The following is a 24573-nucleotide window of genomic DNA, read 5'->3' as shown; positions in this document are numbered from 1 at the left end:
CGCCTTCTTCGCCCACTTTCTGCGCGATACGCTTGGTGCCGCTGGCGTACAGCTTAGCGGTGTACGAGCTTGCCGGGTCGGCGCTTTTACGCTCGGCCAGCAGCTGCTCAAGCTGATACAGGAACAACCACTGATGGCTGGTATCGCCGAAGCAGCTTGAGGTGCCTTTATGGCAAGTCGGGCCAATCGGGTTAACCAGCACCAGCAGAGTGTCGTTGTCGCAGTCAGGCGCAATGCTCACCACGTTGAGGAAGTGGCCGGAGGTTTCACCCTTGGTCCACAGGCGCTGTTTGGTGCGCGAGAAAAAGGTCACTTTGCCCGTTTCCTGCGTTTTGGCCAGCGCTTCCTCGTTCATATAGCCCAGCATCAGCACTTCACCGGATACCGCGTGTTGGATAATGGCGGGCATCAGTCCGTCGGTTTTTTGCCAGTCCAGTTGTTCAGTTAACATACCCGAATCTCCACGCCCTGCGTTGCCAGGTACGCTTTTAGTTCACCAATATTAATAATCTGTTTGTGGAATACCGAGGCTGCCAGTGCGCCGTCAACATCGGCATCACGGAAAGCTTCGAGGAAGTGTTCCATGGTCCCCGCACCACCAGAGGCGATCAGCGGTACGCGGCAAACGTCGCGCACTTTTTTCAACTGCTCCAGGTCGTAGCCGTTACGCACGCCGTCCTGGTTCATCATATTGAGGACGATCTCGCCCGCGCCGCGTTTCTGCACTTCCTGCACCCAGTCCAGCGTTTCCCATTGGGTCACGCGGGTGCGGCTTTCATCGCCGGTGTATTGATTGACGTGATATTTGCCGGTGTCAGCGTCATACCAGGTATCAATACCCACCACGATGCACTGCACGCCGAAGCGGTCCGCCAGACGGGTGATCAGCTCCGGGTCGGCTAACGCCGGGGAGTTGATGGAAATTTTATCGGCACCGAAGGAGAGAATGCGCGCCGCATCGTCAATGGACTTAATGCCGCCCGCCACGCAGAACGGAATATCAATCACTTCGGCAACACGGGAAACCCAGCTTTTATCGACCACGCGGCCATCGCTGGAGGCGGTGATATCGTAGAACACCAGTTCATCCGCGCCTTCATCGGCGTAGCGCTTGGCCAGCGGGACGATGTCGCCGATGATCTCGTGATTGCGGAACTGAACGCCCTTAACAACCTGACCATCGCGCACATCAAGACAAGGAATTATCCGTTTTGCCAGCATTGGATGGCCTCCGTTACGTTGAATTTACCTTCCAGCAGCGCGCGGCCGACAATCACGCCGCGCACGCCGGTGCCGCGTAGGGCGGCGATATCGTTAAGATCGCCAATGCCGCCGGAGGACTGGAACGCCACCTGCGGATAGCGGGCGCAGACCTCTTCATACAGCGAAACGTTGGAACCTGCCAGCGTGCCGTCGCGGGAAATATCGGTGCACAGCACGTGCTGAAGCCCCACGGGCAGATAGGTTTCAACCAGCTCTTCCAGCGTGACGCCGGAATTCTCCTGCCAGCCGCTCACCGCCACCTGTTTGGCGCCGTTATCATCGATGCGCACGTCCAGCGCTAGCACCAGATGCTCAGCGCCAAAGCGCTGGAACCAGCCTTTCACCACTTCCGGCGATTTCACCGCCGTTGAGCCGACCACCACGCGCGCCACACCCGCGTCCAGCAGTGCCGCGACGTCATCTTCGGTGCGCACGCCGCCGCCAACCTGTACCGGCACGTTCACGCCGGCGACCAGGGTTTTCAGCAGCGGAATCTGGCGCTGTGCCGGGTCTTTCGCGCCGGTTAAATCTACCAGGTGCAGCACTTCGGCACCCTGAGCCGCGTAGTCCTGTAAACGGGGAAGCGGATCGGTGCCGTAGTCGCGCTGCTGTCCGTAATCACCCTGATGCAGGCGTACCACGGTGCCGTTAATCAAATCTAAAGCCGGAATGATCATTACATCTCCAGGAAGTTTTTCAGCAGCTGTGCGCCCGCCGCGCCGGAGCGTTCGGGGTGAAACTGCACGCCGTAAAAGTTATCTTTCTGTACTGCGGCGGTAAACGCTTCACCGTAGTGGCATTGCGCGATGGTGTATTCATTGACCGGCATCGCGTAGCTGTGAACGAAGTAAAAATACGCGCCGTCCTCAATGCCGCGGAACAGACGGTCGCCCGCCTTTGGATAAACGCGGTTCCAGCCCATGTGTGGCAGCGGCAAGCCGTGGTCGGTCATTTTCGGCACGTCCTGGTCAATAATCCCCAGCAGGTCGACGCCGTTTGTTTCTTCACTGCGGCGTCCCAGCAGCTGCATGCCGAGGCAGATGCCCAGCACCGGCTGGGTGCAGGCTTTAATCAGCTCGACCAGATCGCGTTCGTGAATCTGATCCATCGCCGCCTGCGCGGTGCCCACGCCCGGCAGAAACAGTTTGTCAGCGCGCAGCACCACATCCGGGTCACGGCTGACCACCGGCTCGTAGCCGTGACGGGCGATCGCCGCTTTCACCGAATTGAGGTTGGCGCAGCCGGTATCAAGGACAACCACATTCATCACAGCACTCCTTTTGAGGAGGGAAGGGCATTGCCGTCCACGCGGATCGCCTGGCGCAGCGTGCGGCCAAAGACTTTAAACAGGCTCTCCACACGGTGGTGATCGTTTTTGCCTTTGGTTTTCAGGTGCAGGGTGACGCCCATGGCATACGAGAGCGAGCGGAAGAAGTGCTCGATCATCTCGGTGCTCAGGTCGCCTACGCGCTGATAGGTAAACTCGGCTTTGTACTCGAGGTGCGGACGGCCGGAAATATCCAGCGCACAGCGGGCCAGGCATTCGTCCATCGGCAGCACGAAGCCGAAACGGTTAATGCCGCGCTTATCGCCCAGCGCAACTTTCAGCGCTTCGCCCAGCGCCAGGCCGGTATCTTCCACCGTGTGGTGATCGTCAATATAGAGGTCGCCTTTCACGGTAATGTTCATACGGAAACCGCCGTGGGTGGCGATCTGGTCCAGCATGTGGTCGAAGAAACCAACGCCGGTGTTAATTTTGCTGCCGCCTTCGCGGTCCAGCCACACTTCGACATCAATCTGCGTTTCGCGGGTGTTGCGCTCAATGTGGGCGTAGCGGTCGCGGCGGGTCAACTGCTCGCCAATCGCCGCCCAGCTTAGCGTTTCGCGGTTGTAGCGCAGGCCGGTAATGCCCATATTGTTGGCCAGTTCGACGTCGGTGGCGCGGTCGCCAATCACGTAGCTGTTGGCAGCGTCCATCACGCCGTCTGCCAGCCAGGCGGTGACCATCTGCGTTTTCGGCTTGCGGCATTCGCAGTTGTCGGCGGGCAGGTGCGGGCAAATGAGCACATCGTCAAACACCACGCCCTGCGAGGTAAAGACCTGCATCATCAGGTTGTGCGGGCCGTCGAAATCCGCCTGCGGGAAGCTGTCGGTGCCCAGCCCGTCCTGGTTGGTGATCATCACCAGCTTATAGCCCGCTTTTTGCAGCTTCAGCAGTTCGGGAATGGCGTCCGGCTCGAAGGCCAGTTTATCGAAACGGTCTACCTGATAGTCGCTCGGCGGTTCGGAAATCAGGGTGCCATCGCGATCGATAAAGAGAAACTTCTGGGTCATACGGTCTCCGCTTTCAAAGCGTCAATCACGCGCTGACTCTCTGCACGAGTGCCGATAGTGATGCGCAAACAGCCGCTTAAAGAAGGTTGTTTATTCTGGTCACGTAAGATAATGCCTTGATCCCATAAAGATTTAAATACGCTGCTTGAGGCTTTAATACGAGCCAGTACGTAGTTGGTCTCGGAATCAAATACCTGCTCGACGCAGTCGATGGTGCGCAGCGCATCCACCAGGTACTGACGTTCATTGAGGATTTGCGCGACGCGTTCGCGCATGGCGACGATTCCTTGCGCGCTAAGCGCCTGGGCCGCAATATCGGCAACCGGGGTCGAGAGCGGGTACGGCGCAATCACCTTCATTAATAGCGCGATCACCTCTTCATTTGCCAGCGTAAAGCCGCAGCGCAGCCCCGCTAGCGCAAAGGCTTTGGACAGCGTGCGCAGAATTACCAGATGCGGGTACTCGGCCAGCCAGCCGGCCAGCGTGGCCTGCGGGCAGAACTCAATATAGGCCTCATCGGCGACAACCAGCGCTTTGTCACGGGTCATCTCCAGCAGCGTACGGAAATCCTGCGGGTTGATAATCTGCCCGGTTGGGTTGTTCGGGCTGCATACGTAAACCACTTTCACGTTGGCCAGACTGTCAGCAATCGCCGGCAGATCCAGCTGCCAGTCGGCTTTGGTCGGCACGGTGCGGCATTCGACGCCGATGGTCTCAGCGCTGACGCTGTACATGCCGTAGGTCGGCGGGCAGAACAGCACCGCATCGCGGCCCGGTTCGCAAAACGCGCGTACCAGCAGTTCAATGCCTTCATCCGCGCCGCGGCTAACCAGCACCTGCTCCGGCTTGACGCCCGCATAGGCAGCGTAGTTTTCAATCACCGCTTTGGGCTGGCATTCCGGGTAGCGGTTCAGGGTCTGCTGGCTGAGTTCGAACGGCACCGCCGTCGGATATTCGTTGGCGTTCAGCCAGACGTCGCCTTTACCGCCAAGGCGGCGCGCCGACTGATACGGGGTCAGGGCGCGAACGTTGTCGCGGGCTAACTGTTCAATGCTCATGCTTGCTCCTTCAGGGCGTTCACGCGCAGGGTAACGGCATTTTTGTGGGCGGTCAGCCGCTCGGCGGCGGCCAGCGTTTCAATGGTGGCGGCAATGGCCGAGAATCCGTCACGGGATAATTCCTGAACGGTCATCCGTTTCTGGAAATCCGCCAGTCCCAGGCTGGAACAGGTGGATGTGTAACCGTAGGTCGGCAGCACGTGGTTGGTACCGGAGGCGTAGTCGCCAGCCGATTCCGGCGACCAGTCGCCGAGGAATACCGAACCGGCGCTGGTGATCTCATCAACCAGTTCACGCGCGTTGCGGGTCTGAATAATCAGGTGTTCCGGGCCGTAGGCGTTGGAGATCGCCACGCACTGCGCCAGATCGTTAGCCACAATCAGGCGGCTGGCAGAGAGGGCCTGACGCGCGGTATCGGCGCGGGACAGCTCGGCAAGCTGGCGTTCAACGGCCTCGGCCACACCTTCGGCAAGTTTCGCGTCTGGCGTCAGCAGAATCACCTGTGAGTCCGGGCCGTGCTCGGCCTGAGAGAGCAGGTCGGAGGCGACAAAGTCCGGCGTGGCGCCGCTATCGGCGATGACCAGTACTTCAGACGGGCCTGCTGGCATGTCGATGGCCGCGCCGTCGAGACGCTGGCTGACCTGACGTTTCGCTTCGGTGACGTACGCATTGCCTGGCCCGAAGATTTTATCCACCTTCGGAATAGACTCGGTGCCCAGCGCCAGCGCGGCAATGGCCTGTGCGCCGCCGACGTTAAATACCTCTTTGACGCCGCACAGCTGCGCCGCATACAGAATCTCATCGGCAATCGGCGGCGGCGAGCACAGCACCACTTTTTTACAGCCGGCGATGCGCGCCGGAGTGGCCAGCATTAATACGGTGGAGAACAGCGGCGCTGAACCACCCGGAATATAAAGCCCCACGGAGGCGATAGGGCGGGTGACCTGCTGGCAGCGTACGCCCGGTTGAGTTTCGATATCCACCGGCGGCAGAATCTGCGCGGTGTGGAAGGTATCGATGTTGCGCACCGCAGCCTGCATCGCTTGCTTCAGTTCGTCGCTCAGACGGCCTGCGGCCTGCTGAATTTCTTCCTCAGTCACGCGCAGCGCGCCAACCTCGGTTTTATCAAACTTCGCGCTGTATTCACGCAGCGCTTTATCGCCGTTGTTTTTAACGTTTTCCAGAATTTCGGCCACCGTACGGGTGATGCTGTCGGAAGCGGAAATGGCCGGGCGCATTAACAGCGCCTGCTGTTCTTCGGGGCTACAGCGGTTCCAGTCAATCAGGGTATTGAAGCTCATGGCGCTTACTCCATCATCTTCTCAATCGGCAGTACCAGAATCGAGCTGGCACCCAGGGACTTCAGTTTTTCCATGGTTTCCCAGAACAGGGTTTCGCTGCTGACCATGTGCATCGCCACGCGCTGCTGGTCGCCCGCCAGCGGCAGAATGGTTGGGCGCTCGGCGCCAGGCAGCAGGGCAATCACTTCTTCCAGGCGTTCGGTTGGCGCGTGCATCATGATGTATTTCGATTCGCGCGCCTGAATCACGCCCTGAATACGGGTTAACAGACGGTCAATCAACTGCTGCTTGGCGTCGCTCATCTCGCCGTCGCGTTGAATCAGGCAGGCTTTAGAGCGGAACATTACTTCTACTTCACGCAGGCCGTTGGCTTCCAGCGTCGCGCCGGTTGATACCAGGTCGCAGATGGCGTCGGCCAGACCGGCACGCGGGGCCACTTCAACAGAGCCGTTCAGCAGGCAGGATTTAAAGCTGATGCCTTTCTGGTCGAGATAACGTTTGAGCAGGTGCGGGTAAGAGGTGGCAATACGTTTGCCGTCGAGCGCAGCCGGGCCGTTCCAGGCTTCATCCGCCGGGGTCGCCAGCGACAGACGGCAGCCGCCGAAGTCCAGACGACGCAGGGTAAAGTAGCGCGGGTCTTCGCCTTGTGCGCGGCGGCTCAGCAGCTCTTCTTCCAGAACGTTTTCACCGATAATGCCGAGATCGACCACGCCATCCATAATCAGCCCCGGAATATCGTCATCGCGAACGCGCAGGATATCGATCGGCATGTTCTCCGCCATCGCGATCAGGCGCTGGGTGTGGAGATTGATTTTGATACCACAACGGGCCAGTAATTCGCGTGAATCATCGCTCAGGCGGCCTGATTTCTGAATAGCTATGCGTAAACGGCTGTTATCTAACATTCTGTATTCCTCATTACCCTGCTGAATTTGGTTCAAAAAAAAGCCCCCGGAAGATGATCTTCCGGGGGCTCTCTTGCGTTCATGCACCACTGGAAGATCTGAATGTCTCCCAGCACACATCGCCTGAAAGACTAGTCAGGATGATGGTGATGATGGTGGTGTTTAAATTGAACGCGGCTCATAAATTTCTCGTTGAATGACTATTCACTTGATGTCTTTTAACCTAAACCACTTTTGTCGTTGAGCGCAAGCGCTTTTTTCATTCATTAAATCAATTCATGTTACCACTATAAATTGTCAGTTTTCTCGCTGTGGCGTAGCCTTATGAGAGGAGTGCAGGATGAACCAGGAGATAGCGCAATGAAGAAGGTGGCAATTGTCGGTTTAGGGTGGCTGGGTATGCCGCTGGCGCTGTCGTTGATGGCGCGCGGCTGGCAGGTAACGGGCAGTAAAACGACAGAGGATGGCGTGGAAGCCGCACGGATGTGCGGGATTGACAGCTATCCGTTGCGGCTCGATCCGCAGCTGGTCTGTGAGGCTGATGACCTTGATGCCTTAATGAATGTTGACGCGCTGGTCATTACGCTCCCCGCGCGCCGCAGCGGCCCGGGCGAAGATTTCTATCATCAGGCGGTGCAGGAGATTGTGGACTCCGCGCTGGCGCACCAGATTCCGCGCATTATCTTTACCAGCTCCACTTCGGTCTACGGTAAAGAAGAAGGGCTGGTAAAAGAGAGCACGCCGCGTGAACCGGTTACCGCTAGCGGTAGAGTATTAAAAGAGCTGGAAGACTGGCTTCATCAATTGCCGGGGACGTCGGTGGATATTCTGCGTCTGGCGGGGCTGGTGGGGCCGGATCGGCATCCGGGACGTTTCTTCGCAGGTAAATCCGCGCCGGATGGTCAGCACGGCGTGAATCTCGTCCATCTGGAAGATGTTGTTTCTGCTATTACGCTTTTATTACAGGCGCCGAAGGGTGGACACATTTATAACATTTGTGCGCCGTTGCATCCCGCCCGCGGTATTTTCTATCCGCAAATGGCGCGCGAGCTGGGGTTAGCGGTTCCGAGCTTTAGCGACAGCGGTAATGGAAAAGGCAAAATCATCGACGGTAATCTCATTTGCCGCGAGCTCGGCTTTGAGTATCAGTATCCTGACCCGTTACGTATGCCGATGGAATAATCGCCTCTGTTTTAGCAAATAGTGCTATTGATGAGATTTATGATTCGGGAGTTGCTGAATTATCAGTCGTTTAGACGAGAAGGCGTGCTGATTATGCTCTCAGCGGCTTGTCTTTTTGCTACCGTTTGGGGCAAAATATGTCGAATGTAAAAAATTGAGATTAACCGACGTGCTTGCCGCGTCGGTTATTTTTTTTACATCAAAACAACCATCAAATTAAAGAGGCCGGGCTTCGTACCGGATAGATACTTACTTAAAAAACGACAGTCGTTGTCGCTGAGGAAACAGAAAAAAAATGGGGCAATTTTTCAATTTTGCGCCGGCCATCGCCGTAATGGAGACTGACCGTGTCGCATAACGTTACTCCAAACACCTCTCGCGTGGAATTACGTAAAACGCTTACGCTTATTCCGGTTGTTATGATGGGCTTGGCCTATATGCAGCCGATGACGCTGTTTGATACGTTCGGTATCGTATCTGGCATGACCGATGGTCACGTGCCAACAGCTTATGCCTTCGCTCTGGTGGCGATTCTGTTCACCGCGCTGAGCTACGGTAAGCTGGTGCGCCGTTATCCTTCGGCGGGCTCTGCCTACACTTATGCCCAGAAATCCATCAGCCCGACCGTTGGCTTTATGGTGGGTTGGTCTTCGCTGCTCGATTATCTGTTCGCGCCGATGATCAACATTCTGCTGGCAAAAATCTATTTCGAAGCGCTGGTGCCGTCGATACCGTCATGGGTATTCGTGATTGCACTGGTTGCCTTTATGACCGCCTTTAACCTGCGCAGCATCAAATCTGTCGCCAACTTTAACACCGTGATCGTGGTGTTCCAGGTGGTACTGATTGCCGTGATCCTGGGTATGGTGATTTATGGCGTGGCGCACGGCGAAGGTGCCGGTACGCTGGCAAGCAACCGTCCGTTCTGGTCGGGTGATGCGCACGTGATCCCTATGATTACCGGGGCCACGATTCTGTGCTTCTCCTTTACCGGCTTTGACGGTATCAGCAACCTGTCCGAAGAAACCAAAGACGCTGAGCGTGTGATTCCGCGTGCTATCTTCCTGACGGCGCTGATTGGTGGCCTGATCTTTATCTTCTCCACCTATTTCCTGCAGCTCTACTTCCCGGATATCTCTCGCTTCAAAGATCCGGACGCCTCACAGCCTGAAATCATGCTGTACGTGGCGGGTAAAGCCTTCCAGGTTGGCGCGCTGATCTTCTCCACCATTACCGTGCTGGCTTCCGGTATGGCGGCGCATGCGGGTGTGGCGCGTCTGATGTACGTGATGGGTCGTGATGGCGTGTTCCCGAAAAGCTTCTTCGGCTATGTGCATCCAACCTGGCGTACCCCGGCGATGAACATCATCCTGGTTGGCGCGATTGCGCTGCTGGCGATTAACTTCGACCTGGTGATGGCAACGGCGCTGATTAACTTTGGTGCGCTGGTGGCGTTCACCTTCGTGAACCTGTCCGTTATCTCTCAGTTCTGGATCCGTGAGAAGCGTAATAAGACGCTGAAAGATCACTTCCAGTACCTGTTCCTGCCAATCTGCGGCGCGCTGACCGTTGGCGCACTGTGGGTGAACCTGGAAGAGAGCTCTATGGTTCTGGGCCTGATCTGGGCCGGTATCGGTCTGATCTACCTGGCCTGTGTGACCAAAAGCTTCCGCAACCCGGTTCCGCAGTACGAAGATGTTGCATAACTGAATTTAAAAACGATGGTTGCAAAACCGGAGGTCTGGGCCTCCGGTTTTTTTTGTCTTAAGTTTGTGGGGTGATTAAAAAATCAATATTAATAACCGTCGGGAATAATATAGAGCTTTTGGTTATTGGAGCCGTCCGGCGGGGTCAGGAATAATTTTAAGACTGATAATATTGAGTTAATTGATTCTTATGTTGCACATGATAATAAGTGGCATGATTTGCGGGGCTTTACTGGGATTCGTTATGCAGCGCGGCCGTTTCTGCCTGACGGGCGGCTTTCGCGATATGTATATCACCAAAAATAACCGCATGTTTTACGCACTGCTGATTGCTATCTGTATCCAGAGTATCGGCGTGTTCGCGCTGATCCAGCTTGGCCTGGTGCAGTACGATGCAGGCGCGTTCCCGTGGCTAGGCACCGTGGTGGGCGGATTTGTTTTTGGTATCGGTATCGTTTATGCGGGAGGCTGCGCCACCGGCACCTGGTATCGTGCCGGGGAAGGGCTGATTGGCAGTTGGATTGCACTGGTCACCTATATGGTGATGAGCGCGATCATGCGTTCACCGCACGCGGCTGGGCTCAACCAATTCCTCGGTCAACACACGACAGCCCACAACGGCATTGCCGAAACCCTGAATATCTCCGTCTGGCCGATTATTGCGCTGCTGGTGGTGGTGACGCTGTGGTTTGTGCGCAAAGAGCTGCGCAAACCAAAGCTCAAGATTGCCTCTTTGCCGCCGCGCCGCACTGGCCTGGCCCATCTGCTGTTTGAAAAGCGCTGGCACCCGTTTGTAACCGCGGTGCTGATTGGCCTTATCGCCCTGCTGGCCTGGCCGCTGAGTGAGGCCACCGGACGTATGTTTGGCCTTGGTATTACCTCGCCGACCGCCAATATCCTGCAGTTCCTGGTGGGGGGTGACAGCAAGTACCTCAACTGGGGCGTCTTCCTGGTGCTGGGGATCTTTATTGGCTCGTTTATCGCCGCGAAAGCCAGCCGTGAATTCCGCGTCCGCGCTGCCGATGCCAGCACCACGCTGCGTAGCGCGGGTGGCGGCGTGCTGATGGGCTTCGGTGCCAGCATTGCCGGCGGCTGCTCGATCGGCAACGGTTTGGTGATGACGGCGATGATGACCTGGCAGGGCTGGATTGGCCTGGTATTTATGATTCTCGGCGTGTGGTGCGCGTCGTGGATGTTGTATGTTCGCCCGCAGCGGAAAGCAAAACTGAAAACCGCAACGGCTTAAGGAGTAGAAAAAATGGTTGTGAAGAAACTGGACGTAGTCACGCAGGTTTGCCCGTTCCCGTTAATTGAAGCGAAGGCGGCGATGGCGGAACTGGCCAGCGGCGACCAGCTGGTGATTGAGTTCGACTGTACTCAGGCGACGGAAGCCATCCCGCAGTGGGCGGCGGAAGAGGGCTTTACGGTCACGGACTATCAGCAGTCTGGCGATGCGGCGTGGACCATCACCGTACAGAAATAATGCCCCAGGCATCAAGCGACGCCGGGAAGATTTTCCGGCGTCGCTGCGTTGAGTTAAACAATCTCCTGCACGTACTGATACAGCGCCTTCAGAAGCGATAGCTTCTCGTTATTCCCCTCATACTGACCGTACAACATCTCCAGTTGCTGGGCGTAGGCCTGTAAAAATTCCGGGGTGAAGATCTGCCGACGGTGTTCCAGCCAGCGCTGTTGCTCGTTTTCATCCAGCGTGCCGGGGAAATTGCGCGCGCGGAAGTTAAACAGCAGCTTCTCAATACGCGGGTCGGCGAAGGTAATGTCCAGCGCCGGCAGATTGCGCGGCTCGGTCTCCAGCACGATTTTCATCGCCGCGCGGTCGGCGTCGCTAAAGAAACCGTTATAAAGCTGGGCGTCGACGTTGTCCGATGCGACAAACGGCTCGGCTTCAGCAAATATCGCCACCACCTTCTCGCGCACCTGCGGGTTATCGCGCAACTGCTTCAGGTTATCCAGACAGTGCTGACGGTTGATGCCCAGACGGTCGGCGTCTTCTGGCCGTAGGGTATTGGCCTGTGCCAGCACCGGGCACTTATTCAGATGCACCAGCTTAATCGGCACCGGCGAGGTGTCGCCGAGCTCGGCCTTCGGCGTATACAGACGCTCGCGCAGCGTATCGGCGTCCAGCTCGAGCAGCGGGGCAATGTCGCCCGCCAGGTCGACCATGATCACCGCATTGCGGTTATCCGGATGCCAGGCTAGCGGCGCAATCCAGCTGGTGTTTCCGCGCCAGGCGCCAAACATTCCCGAGACATGCACCAGTGGCTTCATCTGCGGGACGTCAATCAGCGTCATCAGCTTGTTTTTGCCCCGGTAGGCATACAGATAATCAAAAAGCTTCGGCTGCTGGGCCTTCACCAGCTTCGCCATGGCGATGGTCGCGTAAACGTCGGCCATCGCATCATGGGCGTTACTGTGTTCAATTCCGTTGGCTTTGGTTAAATGTTCGAGGCGAAAGCTCGGCAGGCCGTCGTCGTTTTCCGGCCAGTTGATGCCGTCCGGGCGCAGGGCATAGCAGGCGCGCATCACGTCAAGCAGGTCCCAGCGCGAATTGCGGTTTTGCCAGCTCCAGGCGTAAGGATCATAAAAGTTACGGTAGAAAATATTGCGCGTCACTTCATCATCGAAGCGGACGTTGTTGTAGCCCACCACGCAGGTTTCCGGCACCGTGAAAATATCGTGAATACGTTTGGCAAATGCGGCTTCGTTTTCGCCCTTAGCGCGCGCTTCCTGCGGGGTGATGCCGGTAATTAACACCGCTTCCGGTTGCGGCAGGTAGTCGTCCGCCGGTTTGCAGTAAAAGACCTCTGGCTCGCCGATAATATTGAAGTCTTTATCGGTGCGAATTGCGGCGAACTGCGCGGGTCTGTCGAGGGAAGGGCTGGTTCCGAACGTTTCATAGTCGTGAAACAGGAATCCCGGCGCGCTGGAGGTCTCTTGCATGGCGTTAACTGTGTCCGTGTATGGCATTGAATGTCCATGGTAAACGATTTAGCCTGGCATCAGAAGCGCCAGAACCGTTTCTGGAATCCGTCACGCAGGGGATTTTTTTGTGTGAAAATAGAGATATGTCATATTTTCTTGCAATTTAGCCCTGTCATGAGGCACAAACTTCCGTAAAAAGGACGGCGAATTTGTAAAAGTTGAGGATGTTCCGTTGAAAGCCCGTTTTCTTGTTGCCGTTTCTTTGCTCGCTTCGAGCGTTTCGTGTGCATTTGCCGACAATATCGCAATGCCTGCTGTCACCCCGCCCGCGATTAAAGCAGGTTCGTGGGTACTTATGGATTATACAACCGGGCAGATTTTAACCGCAGGTAATGAACATCAGCAGCGTAATCCAGCCAGTCTGACTAAGCTCATGACCGGCTACGTGGTGGATCGGGCTATTGATAGCCATCGCATCACGCCGGACGACATCGTCACCGTCGGGCGCGATGCCTGGGCGGCGGCTAACCCGGTGTTTAATGGTTCGTCGCTCATGTTCCTGAAAGCGGGCGACCGCGTTTCGGTTCGCGATCTGAGCCGTGGCCTGATAGTGGATTCCGGCAATGACGCCTGTGTGGCGCTGGCGGACTACGTGGCCGGCGGCCAACCGCAGTTTGTCAAAATGATGAATGACTACGTGCAGAAGCTGAATCTACGCGACACGCATTTTGAAACCGTCCATGGCCTTGATGCACCGGGCCAGCACAGCTCGGCTTACGATCTGGCAGTGCTTTCGCGCGCGATTATTCACGGCGAACCAGAGTTCTATCATATGTACAGCGAGAAGAGCCTGACGTGGAACGGTATCACCCAACAGAACCGTAACGGCCTGCTGTGGGAAAAAACCATGCACATCGACGGCCTGAAAACCGGGCATACTTCCGGTGCCGGGTTTAACCTGATCGCGTCATCGGTGGATGGTCAGCGTCGTCTGATTGCCGTCGTGATGGGCGCCGACAGCCCGAAAGGTCGTGAAGACCAGGCACGCACGCTGCTGCGCTGGGGCCAGCAAAACTTTGATACCGTGCAGGTTCTGCAAAACGGTAAAAAGGTCGGGACCGAGCGTATCTGGTATGGCGATAAAGAGAAGATTGCTCTCGGTACCGATCAGGATTTCTGGTTAGCGCTGCCGAAAGCCGAAGTGCCGAATATTAAAGCCAAATACGTGCTGGATAAAAAAGAGCTGGAAGCGCCGCTGGCTGCTCATCAGCGGGTGGGGGAAATCCAACTGCTCGACCGCGATAAAGTGGTGGCGCAGTGGCCGCTGGTGACGCTGGAGAGCGTTGGCAAAGGTGGGCTGTTCTCGCGCTTAAGCGATTACCTGCATCACAAAGCCTGATGTAAACTCTATTTAATCGATTAGCGCCCCTTTTCAGGGGCGTTTTTGCGCTCCCGGTGGTCGTTGCCTGACGGAGCAGGTACAATTTGCCCTTTCGTTTTTTGTGGAGAGTGGGTGTGCGTCCGGATAAGTCACTCAGCCCGTTTGAAATACGCTTATATCGACACTATCGTACCGTGCACGGCGCACGCATTGCGCTGGCTTTTGTCCTGACGTTTCTTATCGTCCGCCTGCTTGGCATTCCTGACGGCTCCTGGCCGTTGATCACGCTGGTGGTGGTTATGGGGCCGATTTCGTTCTGGGGCAACGTGGTTCCACGCGCCTTCCAGCGGATTGGCGGTACGGTGCTTGGCTCCGCGCTGGGCCTGGTCGCCCTCAAGCTGGAGCTTATCTCACTGCCGCTGATGATCATCTGGTGCGCGGCGGCGATGTTCCTCTGCGGCTGGCTGGCGTTGGGTAAGAAACCGTATCAGGCGCTGTTGATTGGCATCACGTTGGGGGTGGTGGTCGGCGCGCCGCCGGGGGATATGACCACCGCGCTGTGGCGAAGCGGCGACGTGATTTTCGGCTGTCTGCTGGCGATGCTGTTTACCGGTATCTGGCCGCAGCGGGCGTTTATCCACTGGCGTATCCAGATGGCGACTTTCGTCACCCAGTTTAACCGCATCTACCAGGCAGGCCTGTCGCCTAACCTGATTGAGCGGCCGAGGCTGGAAAAACACCTGCAAACGGTGCTTAACGACGTGGTGAAAATGCGCGGTCTGATCACCCCGGCCAGCAAAGAGACGCATATTCACAAAGGCATCTTTGAGGCCATTCAGACCGTGAGCCGCAATCTGGTGTGTATGCTGGAGCTGCAAATTAACGCCCACTGGGCGACCCGCCCGAGCCATCTGCTGATGCTCAACGCCCAGACGCTGCGTGAAACTCAGACCATGACGCAGCAAACGCTGCTCTCCATCGCCCACGCGCTGTACGAAGGTAATCCGCGGCCTATTAAGGCCAACAGCGAGAAGCTCAACGATATTGTCGCCGAACTGCGCCAACTGGTGAATGACTACAAGGGCGATAACCTTTCGGAAACGCCGATTCATGGTTACGTCTGGCTGAGTATGGAACTGGCGCGGCAACTGGAGCTCCTCTCCAGTCTGATGTGCCGCGCATTGCGTAAATAAAAGGCAGATGCGCAGGGTTTTTCGTCTGGTTGTTTCGATTCAGCTGGATTTAGGGTTATGATGAACTCAAAGCAAAAATGATTGTTTGCCGCAACGGTGATACGCGAAGTCATACTGGTTGAAGGGGATATCAGTAATGTGTACCTTATCGTGTAGCCGTTGTTTTAACGAATCCGACTCTCAACTATCAGGGGTATAAAAATGGAAACCACGAAACCTTCGTTTCAGGACGTACTGGAGTTTGTACGTTTGTTCCGTCGTAAGAACAAACTGCAGCGCGAAATCCAGGACGTTGAGAAAAAGATCCGTGACAACCAGAAGCGTGTCCTGCTGCTGGACAACCTCAGCGACTACATCAAACCGGGCATGAGCGTTGAAGCTATTCAGGGCATTATTGCCAGCATGAAAGGCGACTACGAAGATCGCGTTGATGACTACATCATCAAAAATGCTGAACTGTCCAAAGAACGCCGCGACATCTCTAAGAAACTGAAAGTGATGGGCGAGCAGAAAGGCGAGTAACCGTCCTTCGCGGGTGACGGTGCTGCCGTCACCTGGCCATTGTTTTTCCTTCCCCCTAATCCCACCGCCACAACCTCAGTGACATCGCGAGCAATGCGGAGTATAAAGCTCTGTGTTTGATATATTAGCCACAGTTATGTGGGAACATATTGATATCAAAGGAACTCGCTAACAATGCAGCAACATCAGGAAGCGCAATCATGATGCTGGTGACCGGCGGCGCGCGCAGCGGCAAGAGCCGCCACGCTGAATCGTTACTCAGCCAGTACTCCCGGGTTTGCTATATCGCGACCTCGCAAGTTTTCGACGCCGAGATGGCCGAGCGCATTCAACATCATCGGGACAGCCGCCCCGCGCACTGGCGCACCGAAGAACGCTGGCAACATCTTGCCGACATCATTACCCCCCACAACGATCCCAGCGAAGCCATCTTACTGGAATGCATCACGACGCTGGTGACCAATATTCTCTTTGCCTCGGGCAACCCGGACGAGATTGAGCGATGGGACTTCGACGCGCTGGAACGCGAAGTTAACGCTGAAATCGATGCGCTGATAGCGTCTTGTCAAGCCTGCCCGTCACCGGTGGTGCTGGTGACCAACGAAGTGGGGATGGGCATCGTGCCCGAGAATCGTCTGGCCCGGCATTTTCGCGATATTGCCGGGCGTGTGAACCAAAAGCTGGCGCAGGCGGCGGATGACGTCTGGCTGGTGGTATCAGGGATTGGAGTCAAAATAAAATGAGCCGACTGTTTTTCGCCACCCTTTCGTTTATGAGCCGTCTGCCGGTGCCGCAGCGCTGGTCGCAGGGGCTGGATTTAGACCGCTACGTCAGCGGCGTGATCACCTTTCCGTTTATTGGCTTGCTGCTCGGGGCGCTGAGCGGCCTGGTATTTATCATCGTTCAGGCCTGGTGCGGGATCCCGCTGGCGGCGTTCTTTGCGGTACTGGCGCTGGCGTTGCTGACCGGGGGCTTCCATCTGGATGGGCTGGCGGATACCTGCGACGGTATTTTCTCTGCTCGCCGCCGTGAAAAGATGCTGGAAATTATGCGCGACAGCCGTCTGGGCACGCACGGCGGCCTGGCGCTGATCTTCGTCCTGCTGGCGAAAGTGCTGGCCGTCAGCGAACTGGCACTACGCGATACGCCGATGCTCGCCGCCATTGCCGGCGCCTGTATTGCCGGGCGCGCGGGGTCGGTGCTGATGATGTACCGCCACCGCTATGCGCGGGAAGAGGGGCTGGGCAATCTGTTTATCGGCAAAATCAGCTTCCGCCAGACCTGGGTTACGCTGGTTATCGGCGGCGCGCTGGTTACCGCCATGCTGGGTATGCATGGCCTGCGTGCGTTGCTGGTGGCGTTTATTGGCGTCTTTATTTTAGGCCTGTTGCTGAAACGCACGCTCGGTGGACAAACCGGCGATACGCTGGGCGCGGCCATCGAGCTAGGCGAAGTGATTTTCTTGCTGGCGCTACTGTAAGCCAGCGTTTAACGGGGTAAATAATAAAATATGCAAACACTGGCTTCATTATTAGCGGCGATTCCTGACGTCGATAACGCCGCGATGGCACAAGCACAGCAACATATTGATGGGCTGCTGAAACCCACCGGTAGCCTCGGGCGGCTGGAGACGCTGGCGGTGCAGTTGGCCGGTATGCCGGGGCTGCACGGTACGCCGCAGGTGGCGAAGAAAGCCATCCTCGTAATGTGCGCCGACCACGGGGTCTGGCATGAAGGGGTCGCGGTTTCGCCGCAGATTGTCACGGCAATCCAGGCGGCAAATATGACTCGCCATAACACCGGCGTCTGTGTGATGGCCGCCCAGGCCGGTGCCGACGTGCACGTGATAGATGTCGGTATTGATGCCGATCCGATTCCCGGCCTGATTGATATGAAGGTCGCGCGCAGCAGCGGCAATATTGCGCAGGGGCCGGCGATGAGCGCAGAGCAAGCGCAGTCGGTTCTGATGGCAACTATTCGCTATACGCGTCAACTGGCGGAGCAGGGCGTGACGCTGTTTGGCGTGGGCGAGTTGGGCATGGCAAATACCACCCCAGCGGCGGCGATGGTGAGCGTGCTCACCGACAGCGAGCCGGAAGCGGTGGTTGGCGTAGGGGCAAACCTGCCGCAGACGCAGCTGGGGCATAAAGTTGAGGTTGTTCGCCGCGCTATCGCTGTGAACCAGCCTAACGCCGAAGATGGTCTTGATGTGCTGACGAAAGTGGGCGGTTATGATCTGCTCGGGATGACCGGCGTGATGCTCGGCGCCGCGTCCTGTGGCCTGCCGGTGGTGCTGGATGGTTTCTTGTCCTATGCGTCGGCGCTGGCCGCCTGCCGGATAGCGCCGGGGGTGAAACCGTATCTGATTCCTTCCCATTTCTCCGCAGAGAAGGGGGCGCGTATCGCGCTCGCGCATCTCGAGCTTGAGCCGTATCTGCACATGGAGATGCGCCTGGGCGAGGGCAGCGGCGCGGCGATGGCGATGCATATCGTCGAGTCGGCCTGCGCCATGTATAACCGTATGGGGACGCTGGCGGGTAGCAACATCGTCCTGCCGGTATAACGGGTTATTTGGTTATCATCTGTCGCAGCAGCCATTCTCGCAGCGCCAAAATATCCTGGCGCTGCGCGGTTTCTTCGGTTGCGACCAGATAGTAGTTCGCGCCGGGCAACGTCATGTTGAACGGTGCGGTGAGCACTCCGCGTTCCAGCAGATCCCGCGCCAGCAGTTCGCTGGCAATCACCACGCCCTGGCCCGCGACCGCGGCCTGTAGCGCATGCGTTTCATCGCTAAAGGTTAATCCAGTCTGAATGTTTAATCCTTCAGGTCCATAGCGCTTTTGCCAGTTTTCCCAACTCGGTTCCGCGGCTGGAACGCGGCGATTCTCTACATGGAATAAGGTCACCGCCTGCAAATCCTCGGGTTTGCATATCTTCAGCGTCGGGCTGGCGACGACGATAAAGCGATCGGTATACAGCAGCGTGCAGTGCAGCGCCGCTTCCGGCGTCTCGCGGTAGCGAATTGCCACGTCTACGGTTCGCTGGCTGAGATCGACGCGCTCGACGCTGGTGTGCAGACGCAGGTCTATGGCCGGGAATTCCGCTTTAAAGTCGGCCAGCCTGGGCACCAGCCAGTGGGTTAAAAAATTGGACGTGGTGGTGACCGTCAGCGAGGGCGGCTGCTGAGCGCGAAGTACCTGTGTTGTGGCCTCTTCGAGTGCGGCAAAGGCGCGCTGAGTGCCTGCATAAAGCACTCGGCCACTTTCCGTCAGACTCATGCCCTGCGCGCTGCGCTCGCAGACCCGGCACCCAAGCACTGACTCCAGAAGTTTGATTTGATGGCTGACTGCCGTAGCGCTCACACCCAGCGTGTCGGCAGCCCGTTTAAAACTCTGGCTTTCGGCGACTGCGTGAAACGCCCGCAGCGCGCCAAGCGGCGGGAGGCGTATTTTTTTCATACCTGAGTTTTTCTCATCTATAGCTGAAAACTATGCGTTTGTTTAAGCCATTATACAGGGCGTAGGCTACCCGGCATGTAAAGCGAGAAATGAATTATTCTCATGATGATGTCGGGAGTCGAAAATGAGTACAGAGATACATAACGCTACGTTGCCGGGCGAAGCGGGTGCGCTACGCGCCATTGCGCTAGGTTCCGGGATCGCTGCGGGTGGCTTGTTGCTGAAAATGGCGACGATTGTTGGTGTGGGCATCAGCGTGATCCTGTTGACCGCTTTGGTGGCAAGTGCTGCTCTGGGCGTTGTGCTGGCGCGTCAGCGGGGGATCGCGCGTCACGGCTTTCTACTGGCCGCGATGGGCTGGCTGTTGGTATTGCTGACCACGTTGAATGCGCATCCGGGGATGGCACTGTTGCCCGGCATTCTCATCGCTGGCGTAGGGCTGGGGCTGGCCCACGGTCAGCACGCTGTCGAGAAACGGATGGGCACGATGATGAGTTGCGCCGTGGCGCTGGCGGCAGCCTTACTGATTCAGGCTTGCGCAGCACCAGGCTTGATGGGGTACGTCTTTGCGCTTGCGTTGCCTGTCGATCTCGCCTTGCTTGGCGCATTGCTGGTTCGAATTGCGGAACAGGAAAGGCGTTAAAAGCAAAAATCCCGCTTAAGTTTCCTTAAGCGGGATTTTAAAATGTGGCTCCTCTGACTGGACTCGAACCAGTGACATACGGATTAACAGTCCGCCGTTCTACCGACTGAACTACAGAGGAATCGTTGTGGAGTCGTATCTTAGCGGCGAAAAAACTTTTGTCAAACGCCAATTATCGCTTTGTGGTGCAGTTGCCTATTCCATCAACAATTTGTCGTCATTCCAGACAAAAATTAAGGAAAAATGTTTTGCAGGATCGGTGATTCTCCCTCATCATTTGAAATGGAGTTTCAACTTTCAGAACTAAGGTCCATTTTGAACGTCACCGCCGTGCTTCGCCAGGCCGTCTCGCGCACGCCCTGGTATAAAAAACGCAAAAGTTATCGAGTTCTCTTCTGGCGTGAAATCACCCCCCTTGCTGTACCCATTTTTCTGGAAAATACCTGCGTTCTGCTGATGGGCGTGCTGAGTACCTTCCTCGTCAGTTGGCTGGGAAAAGAGGCTATGGCAGGTGTCGGTCTCGCCGATAGCTTCAATATGGTGATTATGGCGTTCTTCGCCGCCATTGACCTTGGGACAACGGTGGTGGTGGCGTTTAGTCTCGGCAAGCGGGATCGCCGCAAGGCACGTGCGGCGGCGCGACAGTCGCTGGTGATCATGACCCTGTTTGCGGCGATTCTGGCGGCGGTCATTCACTATTTTGGCGCCGGGATTATTAATATCGTTGCCGGCGACGCGACGCCAGAAGTGAAGGCGCTGGCGTTGACCTATCTCGAGTTGACCGTTCTGAGCTATCCCGCCGCCGCGATTGCGCTGATTGGCAGCGGTGCGCTGCGTGGCGCCGGGAATACGAAGATTCCGCTGATGATTAACGGCGGGATGAATATCCTCAATATTATGATTAGTAGCGTGCTGATTTACGGCGCATTTGGCTGGGACGGCCTTGGCTTTGCCGGGGCGGGGCTCGGGTTGACCATTTCGCGCTACATCGGCGCGGTGATGATCATCATTGTGCTGATGGTGGGTTTCAATCCGGCCCTGCGCATTCCGCTTAAAAGCTACTTTAAACCACTGAATTTCGCGATTATCTGGGAAGTGATGGGGATTGGGATCCCGGCCAGCGTCGAATCGGTGCTGTTTAACGGCGGCAAACTGTTGACCCAGATGTTTGTCGCCGGGATGGGGACTGATGTCATTGCCGGTAATTTTATTGCCTTCTCGGTGGCGGCGCTGATAAACCTGCCTGGTAACGCGCTGGGATCGGCATCGACCATTATTACCGGTAAACGGCTTGGCACCGGTCAGCTCGCGCAGGCCGAACGGCAACTGCGTCACGTCTTCTGGATGTCGACCATTGTACTTACCGTGATTGCGTGGGGGACGGCGCCGTTTGCCGGGCTGTTTGCGTCGTTTTATACCCATGAAGAGGATGTCAAAGAGGTGGTGAAAATCCTGCTGTGGATGAACGCTGCCTTTATGCCCATCTGGGCGGCTTCCTGGGTGCTGCCGGCGGGCTTTAAAGGGGCGCGCGATGTGCGCTTCGCCATGTGGGTTTCCATGCTGAGCATGTGGGGCTGCCGCGTGGTGGTCGGTTACGTGCTGGGTATCCTGCTCGGCTGGGGAGTGGTTGGCGTCTGGATGGGGATGTTCCTCGACTGGGCAGCGCGTGCCGCGCTTTTCTATCGCCGTCTGGTGACCGGGCGCTGGGCGTGGAAATATGCGCCAGCCAAAAAAGAAGATGCCGCATAACGGCGAGTTGCGGGTAAAATCGGCAAAAATCGTCAGTTTTCAGCCTGATTGCAGATTAAATCAGCAAACGATTTATTTTCTGCAAATCAGGCTTTGACAACCACGGGGTACCCCGATAATATGCGCCTCGTTCACACGATTCCTCTGTAGTTCAGTCGGTAGAACGGCGGACTGTTAATCCGTATGTCACTGGTTCGAGTCCAGTCAGAGGAGCCAAATTTAGAAAAGCCTGCTTTCGAGCAGGCTTTTTGCTTTTCTGCGTTCAGCCACTTCCTCGACATCGCCGTGGCGAGCCGAGGAAAGGGGTTAACGGAACGGCGGTTCGTTGAAGGTGCGTAACTTACGTGAGTGCAGGCGGTCGCCTTCAGCACGCAGAAGGTCGATGGCCCGAATGCCAATCTGCAGGTGCTCGGAAATCGCGCCTTCATAGAAGCGGTTGGCCTGACCGGGCAGTTTTATCTCTCCGTGCAGCGGCTTGTCCGACACGCACAGCAACGTGCCGTAGGGGACGCGGAAGCGATACCCCTGCGCGGCAATGGTCGCACTTTCCATATCAATGGCTACCGCGCGGCTCAGGTTAAAGCGCAGTGCGGAAGCCGAATAACGCAGCTCCCAGTTACGGTCGTCGGTGGTGACTACCGTGCCGGTACGCAACCGCTGTTTGACTTCTTCTCCCGGCATACCGCTAACCTGCTTGGTGGCGTCGTACAGTGCACGCTGCACCTCGGCGATGCTCGGAATTGGAATATCCGGCGGCAGCACCGCGTTGAGCACGTGGTCATCGCGCAGATAGGCGTGCGCCAGCACATAGTCGCCAATCGACTGACTTTCACGCAGGCCGCCGCAGTGACCAATCATCAGCCACACATCCGGGCGTAATACCGCCAGGTGATCGCAGATATTTTTGGCATTGGATGGGCCGACGCCGATATTAATCAACGTAATTCCCTGACCATCTTTAGTGAGCAAATGCCAGGCGGGCATTTGGTGCTTCTTCCATGCCAGATCGGAAATCGCTTCTTCCGGGGCTTCAGTATCGGCGGTGATCCAGATCCCGCCCGCGCAGGAAAGCGATACGTACGGGCTGTCAGGATCGAGGATCTGGCTGCAACCCCAGCGCACGAACTCATCGACGTAGCGGGTGTAGTTGGTGAACAGCACAAACGGCTGGAAGTGTTCGACCGGCGTACCGGTGTAGTGACGCAGACGGGCCAGCGAAAAGTCGACGCGGCGGGCATCAAAATGCGACAACGGATAGAACTCGGTGGCATGGGTTAAGCCATCCGCCGTTTCATCACCAATCTGCGACAGCTCGGTTGTCGGGAAAAAACGGGTGAGATCGGCGCTCATTGAGCGATCGAGATTGAGACCGTCTATCACGTAAGGATAAGGGATCTCGTGCTGCGACAGGCTAACTTCAATATGCGCATCGTAATCCTCATGCAGCAGCGACAGTTGTTCCAGCAGATAGCTGCGAAATAGCGTTGGGTGGGTGATGGTGGTGGTGTAGCAGCCGGAGTGGGTAAAGCGGCCAAACGCGCGGGTTTTCTGCGCCTTGTGCGCGCAGCCGCTCCAGGAGACCGAGAGCTGTGGGTAGACAAATAATCCGTTGGCCCGCGCTTCGGCGCTGGGCAGTGAGCGATCGTCAATAAACAGACGGATGGCGTCACGTAATGCATTTACCGATTGATCGTACAGCGCCTGGAGTTGATCCAGCGCCTGCTCAGGGGTCAGACTCACGCCCGTATTACTCATCGTTCGCTCCTTGTGTCAGGTCTGCAGCTTTTCCCGATAGTATGTCAGCGGATGATGAAACAAAAGCGCTAGCCGGTTCCCATATAACAACTGATTAACCTTTAACCATATTCTTCGTACGCAACGGGAATAGCAGCGCGGTGAGTGAAAAAAGCTATAATTAACCGATATCTGCCGTGAATGAGGAAAGGGAAATGGGACCTCGTGTAAAACTCTGGTGTGCGTTAATTCTGGCGACGGCTAGCCATAGCGCCCTTGCCGTAACTTATCCGCTTCCCCCGGAGGGAAGCCGTTTAGTGGGCAGCACGCTGAATATCACGGTGCCGCAGGATAACCGGCTGCCGCTGGAGGCATTTGCGGCCCAGTACGGGCAAGGGCTGAGCAATATGCTGGAAGCGAATCCGGGCGTTGACGTGTTTTTGCCGAAATCGGGATCCTCGCTGGTGATCCCGCAGCAGCTGATTTTGCCCGACACCGTGCGTCAGGGGATTGTGGTGAATGTGGCAGAAATGCGCCTTTATTATTATCCGCCGGACAGCAATACCGTTGAAGTGCTGCCGATAGGCATAGGTCAGGCCGGACGCGAAACGCCGCGTAACTGGGTGACGGCGGTGGAACGCAAACAGGAGGGGCCAACCTGGACGCCGACGGCGAACACCCGTCGCGAGTATGCAAAGCGCGGAGAAAGTCTGCCCGCTTTTGTGCCTGCCGGGCCGGATAACCCGATGGGGCTGTATGCCATCTATATTGGGCGGCTTTATGCCATTCATGGCACCAATGCGAATTTCGGCATTGGCCTGCGCGTCAGCCAGGGCTGTATCCGTTTGCGCAACGACGATATCAAGTACCTGTTTGATAACGTGCCTGTGGGCACGCGGGTACAGATTATCGACCAGCCGGTGAAGTACACCACCGAGCCGGACGGTAGTCGCTGGGTAGAGGTGCATGAGCCGCTGTCGCGCAACCGCACAGAATATGAATCGGATAACAAAGTTCCGTTGCCAATGACGCCCGCCCTGCGTAGTTTTACTGAAGGGCAGGGAGTTGATGTGAATCGCGCAAAATCGGTACTCGAGCGGCGCTCGGGTATGCCAGTGAATATTAGCGTCTCACATAACACCCTTTAAGCGATCAATACATATCGTCAGGCCCGCTTCGTGCGGGCTTTTTGCTGGATATT

The 24573-nt window shown here is 56.7% G+C and carries 26 protein-coding genes, 2 tRNA genes and 1 other annotated feature; of the genes, 15 read left to right on the top strand and 13 right to left on the bottom strand.

What is annotated here, in order from left to right:
- From hisIE to hisL, 9 genes are all read right to left on the bottom strand, one after another.
- The coding region (gene hisIE, locus ACW14G_RS13235) for a bifunctional phosphoribosyl-AMP cyclohydrolase/phosphoribosyl-ATP diphosphatase HisIE (RefSeq protein WP_455648617.1) at window positions 1–451 on the bottom strand (451 nt) is incomplete at its 3' end.
- Entirely contained in the window at window positions 445–1221 is a 777-nt protein-coding gene (gene hisF / locus ACW14G_RS13230) for an imidazole glycerol phosphate synthase subunit HisF (RefSeq protein ID WP_001575887.1), read from the bottom strand. The genes hisIE and hisF, both read right to left, overlap by 7 nt.
- Complete coding sequence (gene hisA / locus ACW14G_RS13225) at window positions 1203–1940, bottom strand: 1-(5-phosphoribosyl)-5-[(5-phosphoribosylamino)methylideneamino]imidazole-4-carboxamide isomerase (protein ID WP_032281131.1); 738 nt, start codon at window positions 1938–1940, stop codon at window positions 1203–1205. Before hisA ends, hisF begins: the two co-directional genes overlap by 19 nt.
- Window positions 1940–2530, bottom strand: a complete 591-nt coding sequence (hisH, locus tag ACW14G_RS13220) for an imidazole glycerol phosphate synthase subunit HisH (RefSeq protein WP_001575883.1) — start codon at window positions 2528–2530, stop codon at window positions 1940–1942. The genes hisA and hisH overlap by 1 nt, the downstream gene beginning before the upstream one ends.
- A complete protein-coding gene (hisB, locus tag ACW14G_RS13215; RefSeq protein ID WP_163448882.1) occupies window positions 2530–3597 on the bottom strand; it encodes a bifunctional histidinol-phosphatase/imidazoleglycerol-phosphate dehydratase HisB in 1068 nt (355 codons plus the stop codon). Before hisB ends, hisH begins: the two co-directional genes overlap by 1 nt.
- Window positions 3594–4655: a histidinol-phosphate transaminase gene (gene hisC, locus ACW14G_RS13210; RefSeq protein WP_163448881.1), complete on the bottom strand. Its 1062-nt coding sequence runs from the start codon at window positions 4653–4655 to the stop codon at window positions 3594–3596. Before hisC ends, hisB begins: the two co-directional genes overlap by 4 nt.
- A complete protein-coding gene (hisD, locus tag ACW14G_RS13205) occupies window positions 4652–5956 on the bottom strand; it encodes a histidinol dehydrogenase (protein WP_163448880.1) in 1305 nt (434 codons plus the stop codon). Before hisD ends, hisC begins: the two co-directional genes overlap by 4 nt.
- A gap of 5 nt (window positions 5957–5961) precedes the next feature.
- Window positions 5962–6861 carry an ATP phosphoribosyltransferase gene (hisG, locus tag ACW14G_RS13200; RefSeq protein ID WP_001575878.1) on the bottom strand — a complete coding sequence of 300 codons (900 nt, stop codon included), beginning with the start codon at window positions 6859–6861 and terminating at the stop codon, window positions 5962–5964.
- A 34-nt stretch (window positions 6862–6895) separates the two neighbouring features.
- Window positions 6896–7017 (bottom strand) — a sequence feature (His leader region).
- Window positions 6993–7043 (bottom strand): his operon leader peptide, encoded by a 51-nt coding sequence (gene hisL, locus ACW14G_RS13195; RefSeq protein WP_071594744.1) that lies wholly within the window; start codon window positions 7041–7043, stop codon window positions 6993–6995. Its footprint overlaps the feature before it by 25 nt.
- 178 nt (window positions 7044–7221) lie before the next feature.
- Here hisL and ACW14G_RS13190 point away from each other — a divergent pair, with 178 nt between their 5' ends.
- From ACW14G_RS13190 to tsuB, 4 genes are all read left to right on the top strand, one after another.
- Window positions 7222–8043 (top strand): SDR family oxidoreductase, encoded by an 822-nt coding sequence (locus ACW14G_RS13190; RefSeq protein WP_115203819.1) that lies wholly within the window; start codon window positions 7222–7224, stop codon window positions 8041–8043.
- A 347-nt stretch (window positions 8044–8390) separates the two neighbouring features.
- Window positions 8391–9749, top strand: coding sequence for a putrescine/proton symporter PlaP (plaP, locus tag ACW14G_RS13185; protein WP_001575875.1), 1359 nt, complete (start codon window positions 8391–8393; stop codon window positions 9747–9749).
- A 190-nt stretch (window positions 9750–9939) separates the two neighbouring features.
- On the top strand, window positions 9940–10995 hold the full coding sequence (tsuA, locus tag ACW14G_RS13180; protein ID WP_163448879.1) for a thiosulfate utilization transporter TsuA/YeeE: 1056 nt from the start codon (window positions 9940–9942) through the stop codon (window positions 10993–10995).
- A 12-nt stretch (window positions 10996–11007) separates the two neighbouring features.
- On the top strand, window positions 11008–11232 hold the full coding sequence (gene tsuB, locus ACW14G_RS13175) for a thiosulfate utilization sulfurtransferase TsuB/YeeD (protein ID WP_001575873.1): 225 nt from the start codon (window positions 11008–11010) through the stop codon (window positions 11230–11232).
- A 53-nt stretch (window positions 11233–11285) separates the two neighbouring features.
- Here tsuB and sbcB read toward each other — a convergent pair whose 3' ends face one another.
- Complete coding sequence (gene sbcB, locus ACW14G_RS13170; protein ID WP_223804208.1) at window positions 11286–12710, bottom strand: exodeoxyribonuclease I; 1425 nt, start codon at window positions 12708–12710, stop codon at window positions 11286–11288.
- Window positions 12711–12924: 214 nt separating this feature from the next.
- Between sbcB and dacD the strand changes: the two genes are divergently transcribed.
- From dacD to cobT, 6 genes are all read left to right on the top strand, one after another.
- On the top strand, window positions 12925–14091 hold the full coding sequence (gene dacD, locus ACW14G_RS13165) for a serine-type D-Ala-D-Ala carboxypeptidase DacD (RefSeq protein ID WP_163448878.1): 1167 nt from the start codon (window positions 12925–12927) through the stop codon (window positions 14089–14091).
- 116 nt (window positions 14092–14207) lie between these two features.
- Entirely contained in the window at window positions 14208–15266 is a 1059-nt protein-coding gene (locus ACW14G_RS13160; protein WP_064544396.1) for an FUSC family protein, read from the top strand.
- Between the two features lie 201 nt (window positions 15267–15467).
- Entirely contained in the window at window positions 15468–15788 is a 321-nt protein-coding gene (locus ACW14G_RS13155) for a DUF496 family protein (RefSeq protein ID WP_035894853.1), read from the top strand.
- 197 nt (window positions 15789–15985) lie between these two features.
- A complete protein-coding gene (gene cobU / locus ACW14G_RS13150) occupies window positions 15986–16531 on the top strand; it encodes a bifunctional adenosylcobinamide kinase/adenosylcobinamide-phosphate guanylyltransferase (protein ID WP_163448886.1) in 546 nt (181 codons plus the stop codon).
- Window positions 16528–17268, top strand: a complete 741-nt coding sequence (gene cobS / locus ACW14G_RS13145; RefSeq protein WP_064544398.1) for an adenosylcobinamide-GDP ribazoletransferase — start codon at window positions 16528–16530, stop codon at window positions 17266–17268. Before cobU ends, cobS begins: the two co-directional genes overlap by 4 nt.
- 30 nt (window positions 17269–17298) lie before the next feature.
- Window positions 17299–18351, top strand: coding sequence for a nicotinate-nucleotide--dimethylbenzimidazole phosphoribosyltransferase (gene cobT, locus ACW14G_RS13140; protein ID WP_419057633.1), 1053 nt, complete (start codon window positions 17299–17301; stop codon window positions 18349–18351).
- 4 nt (window positions 18352–18355) lie between these two features.
- Here the strand turns inward: cobT and ACW14G_RS13135 are convergent, their stop codons facing one another.
- Window positions 18356–19246 carry a LysR substrate-binding domain-containing protein gene (locus ACW14G_RS13135; protein ID WP_167575496.1) on the bottom strand — a complete coding sequence of 297 codons (891 nt, stop codon included), beginning with the start codon at window positions 19244–19246 and terminating at the stop codon, window positions 18356–18358.
- A gap of 124 nt (window positions 19247–19370) precedes the next feature.
- On the opposite strand from ACW14G_RS13135, the gene ACW14G_RS13130 reads away from it, so the two are divergent.
- Complete coding sequence (locus ACW14G_RS13130; protein WP_167575497.1) at window positions 19371–19889, top strand: hypothetical protein; 519 nt, start codon at window positions 19371–19373, stop codon at window positions 19887–19889.
- A gap of 45 nt (window positions 19890–19934) precedes the next feature.
- Here the strand turns inward: ACW14G_RS13130 and ACW14G_RS13125 are convergent.
- Window positions 19935–20010, bottom strand: a tRNA-Asn gene (locus tag ACW14G_RS13125).
- 6 nt (window positions 20011–20016) lie between these two features.
- Between ACW14G_RS13125 and ACW14G_RS13120 the strand changes: the two genes are divergently transcribed.
- From ACW14G_RS13120 to ACW14G_RS13110, 3 genes are all read left to right on the top strand, one after another.
- On the top strand, window positions 20017–20196 hold the full coding sequence (locus ACW14G_RS13120; protein WP_223802931.1) for a DUF5951 family protein: 180 nt from the start codon (window positions 20017–20019) through the stop codon (window positions 20194–20196).
- The gene (locus tag ACW14G_RS13115) at window positions 20172–21638 is read left to right on the top strand and encodes an EmmdR/YeeO family multidrug/toxin efflux MATE transporter (RefSeq protein ID WP_167575498.1); all 1467 of its coding nucleotides are present in this window, start codon (window positions 20172–20174) and stop codon (window positions 21636–21638) included. Before ACW14G_RS13120 ends, ACW14G_RS13115 begins: the two co-directional genes overlap by 25 nt.
- 140 nt (window positions 21639–21778) lie before the next feature.
- A tRNA-Asn gene (locus ACW14G_RS13110) sits at window positions 21779–21854 on the top strand.
- Window positions 21855–21944: 90 nt separating this feature from the next.
- On the opposite strand, the gene ACW14G_RS13105 is transcribed toward ACW14G_RS13110, so the two are convergent.
- Window positions 21945–23393 (bottom strand): AMP nucleosidase, encoded by a 1449-nt coding sequence (locus ACW14G_RS13105; protein ID WP_167575499.1) that lies wholly within the window; start codon window positions 23391–23393, stop codon window positions 21945–21947.
- A 194-nt stretch (window positions 23394–23587) separates the two neighbouring features.
- Between ACW14G_RS13105 and ldtA the strand changes: the two genes are divergently transcribed.
- On the top strand, window positions 23588–24520 hold the full coding sequence (gene ldtA, locus ACW14G_RS13100) for a L,D-transpeptidase (protein WP_163448872.1): 933 nt from the start codon (window positions 23588–23590) through the stop codon (window positions 24518–24520).
- Window positions 24521–24573 lie beyond the last annotated feature (53 nt).

The organism is Kluyvera sp., assembly GCF_965301105.1.
This window is presented reverse-complemented; position numbering and strand designations above follow the sequence as displayed.

Excerpts from the sequence above, each read along its gene's own strand:
- hisF (WP_001575887.1), bottom strand. The coding sequence starts at position 1,221 with ATGCTGGCAAAACGGATAATTCCTTGTCTTGATGTGCGCGATGGTCAG.
- hisA (WP_032281131.1), bottom strand. The coding sequence starts at position 1,940 with ATGATCATTCCGGCTTTAGATTTGATTAACGGCACCGTGGTACGCCTG.
- hisH (WP_001575883.1), bottom strand. The coding sequence starts at position 2,530 with ATGAATGTGGTTGTCCTTGATACCGGCTGCGCCAACCTCAATTCGGTG.
- hisB (WP_163448882.1), bottom strand. The coding sequence starts at position 3,597 with ATGACCCAGAAGTTTCTCTTTATCGATCGCGATGGCACCCTGATTTCC.
- hisC (WP_163448881.1), bottom strand. The coding sequence starts at position 4,655 with ATGAGCATTGAACAGTTAGCCCGCGACAACGTTCGCGCCCTGACCCCG.
- hisD (WP_163448880.1), bottom strand. The coding sequence starts at position 5,956 with ATGAGCTTCAATACCCTGATTGACTGGAACCGCTGTAGCCCCGAAGAA.
- hisG (WP_001575878.1), bottom strand. The coding sequence starts at position 6,861 with ATGTTAGATAACAGCCGTTTACGCATAGCTATTCAGAAATCAGGCCGC.
- ACW14G_RS13190 (WP_115203819.1), top strand. The coding sequence starts at position 7,222 with ATGAAGAAGGTGGCAATTGTCGGTTTAGGGTGGCTGGGTATGCCGCTG.
- tsuA (WP_163448879.1), top strand. The coding sequence starts at position 9,940 with ATGTTGCACATGATAATAAGTGGCATGATTTGCGGGGCTTTACTGGGA.
- tsuB (WP_001575873.1), top strand. The coding sequence starts at position 11,008 with ATGGTTGTGAAGAAACTGGACGTAGTCACGCAGGTTTGCCCGTTCCCG.
- sbcB (WP_223804208.1), bottom strand. The coding sequence starts at position 12,710 with ATGCAAGAGACCTCCAGCGCGCCGGGATTCCTGTTTCACGACTATGAA.
- ACW14G_RS13155 (WP_035894853.1), top strand. The coding sequence starts at position 15,468 with ATGGAAACCACGAAACCTTCGTTTCAGGACGTACTGGAGTTTGTACGT.
- cobS (WP_064544398.1), top strand. The coding sequence starts at position 16,528 with ATGAGCCGACTGTTTTTCGCCACCCTTTCGTTTATGAGCCGTCTGCCG.
- cobT (WP_419057633.1), top strand. The coding sequence starts at position 17,299 with ATGCAAACACTGGCTTCATTATTAGCGGCGATTCCTGACGTCGATAAC.
- ACW14G_RS13135 (WP_167575496.1), bottom strand. The coding sequence starts at position 19,246 with ATGAAAAAAATACGCCTCCCGCCGCTTGGCGCGCTGCGGGCGTTTCAC.
- ACW14G_RS13130 (WP_167575497.1), top strand. The coding sequence starts at position 19,371 with ATGAGTACAGAGATACATAACGCTACGTTGCCGGGCGAAGCGGGTGCG.
- ACW14G_RS13115 (WP_167575498.1), top strand. The coding sequence starts at position 20,172 with ATGGAGTTTCAACTTTCAGAACTAAGGTCCATTTTGAACGTCACCGCC.
- ACW14G_RS13105 (WP_167575499.1), bottom strand. The coding sequence starts at position 23,393 with ATGAGTAATACGGGCGTGAGTCTGACCCCTGAGCAGGCGCTGGATCAA.
- ldtA (WP_163448872.1), top strand. The coding sequence starts at position 23,588 with ATGGGACCTCGTGTAAAACTCTGGTGTGCGTTAATTCTGGCGACGGCT.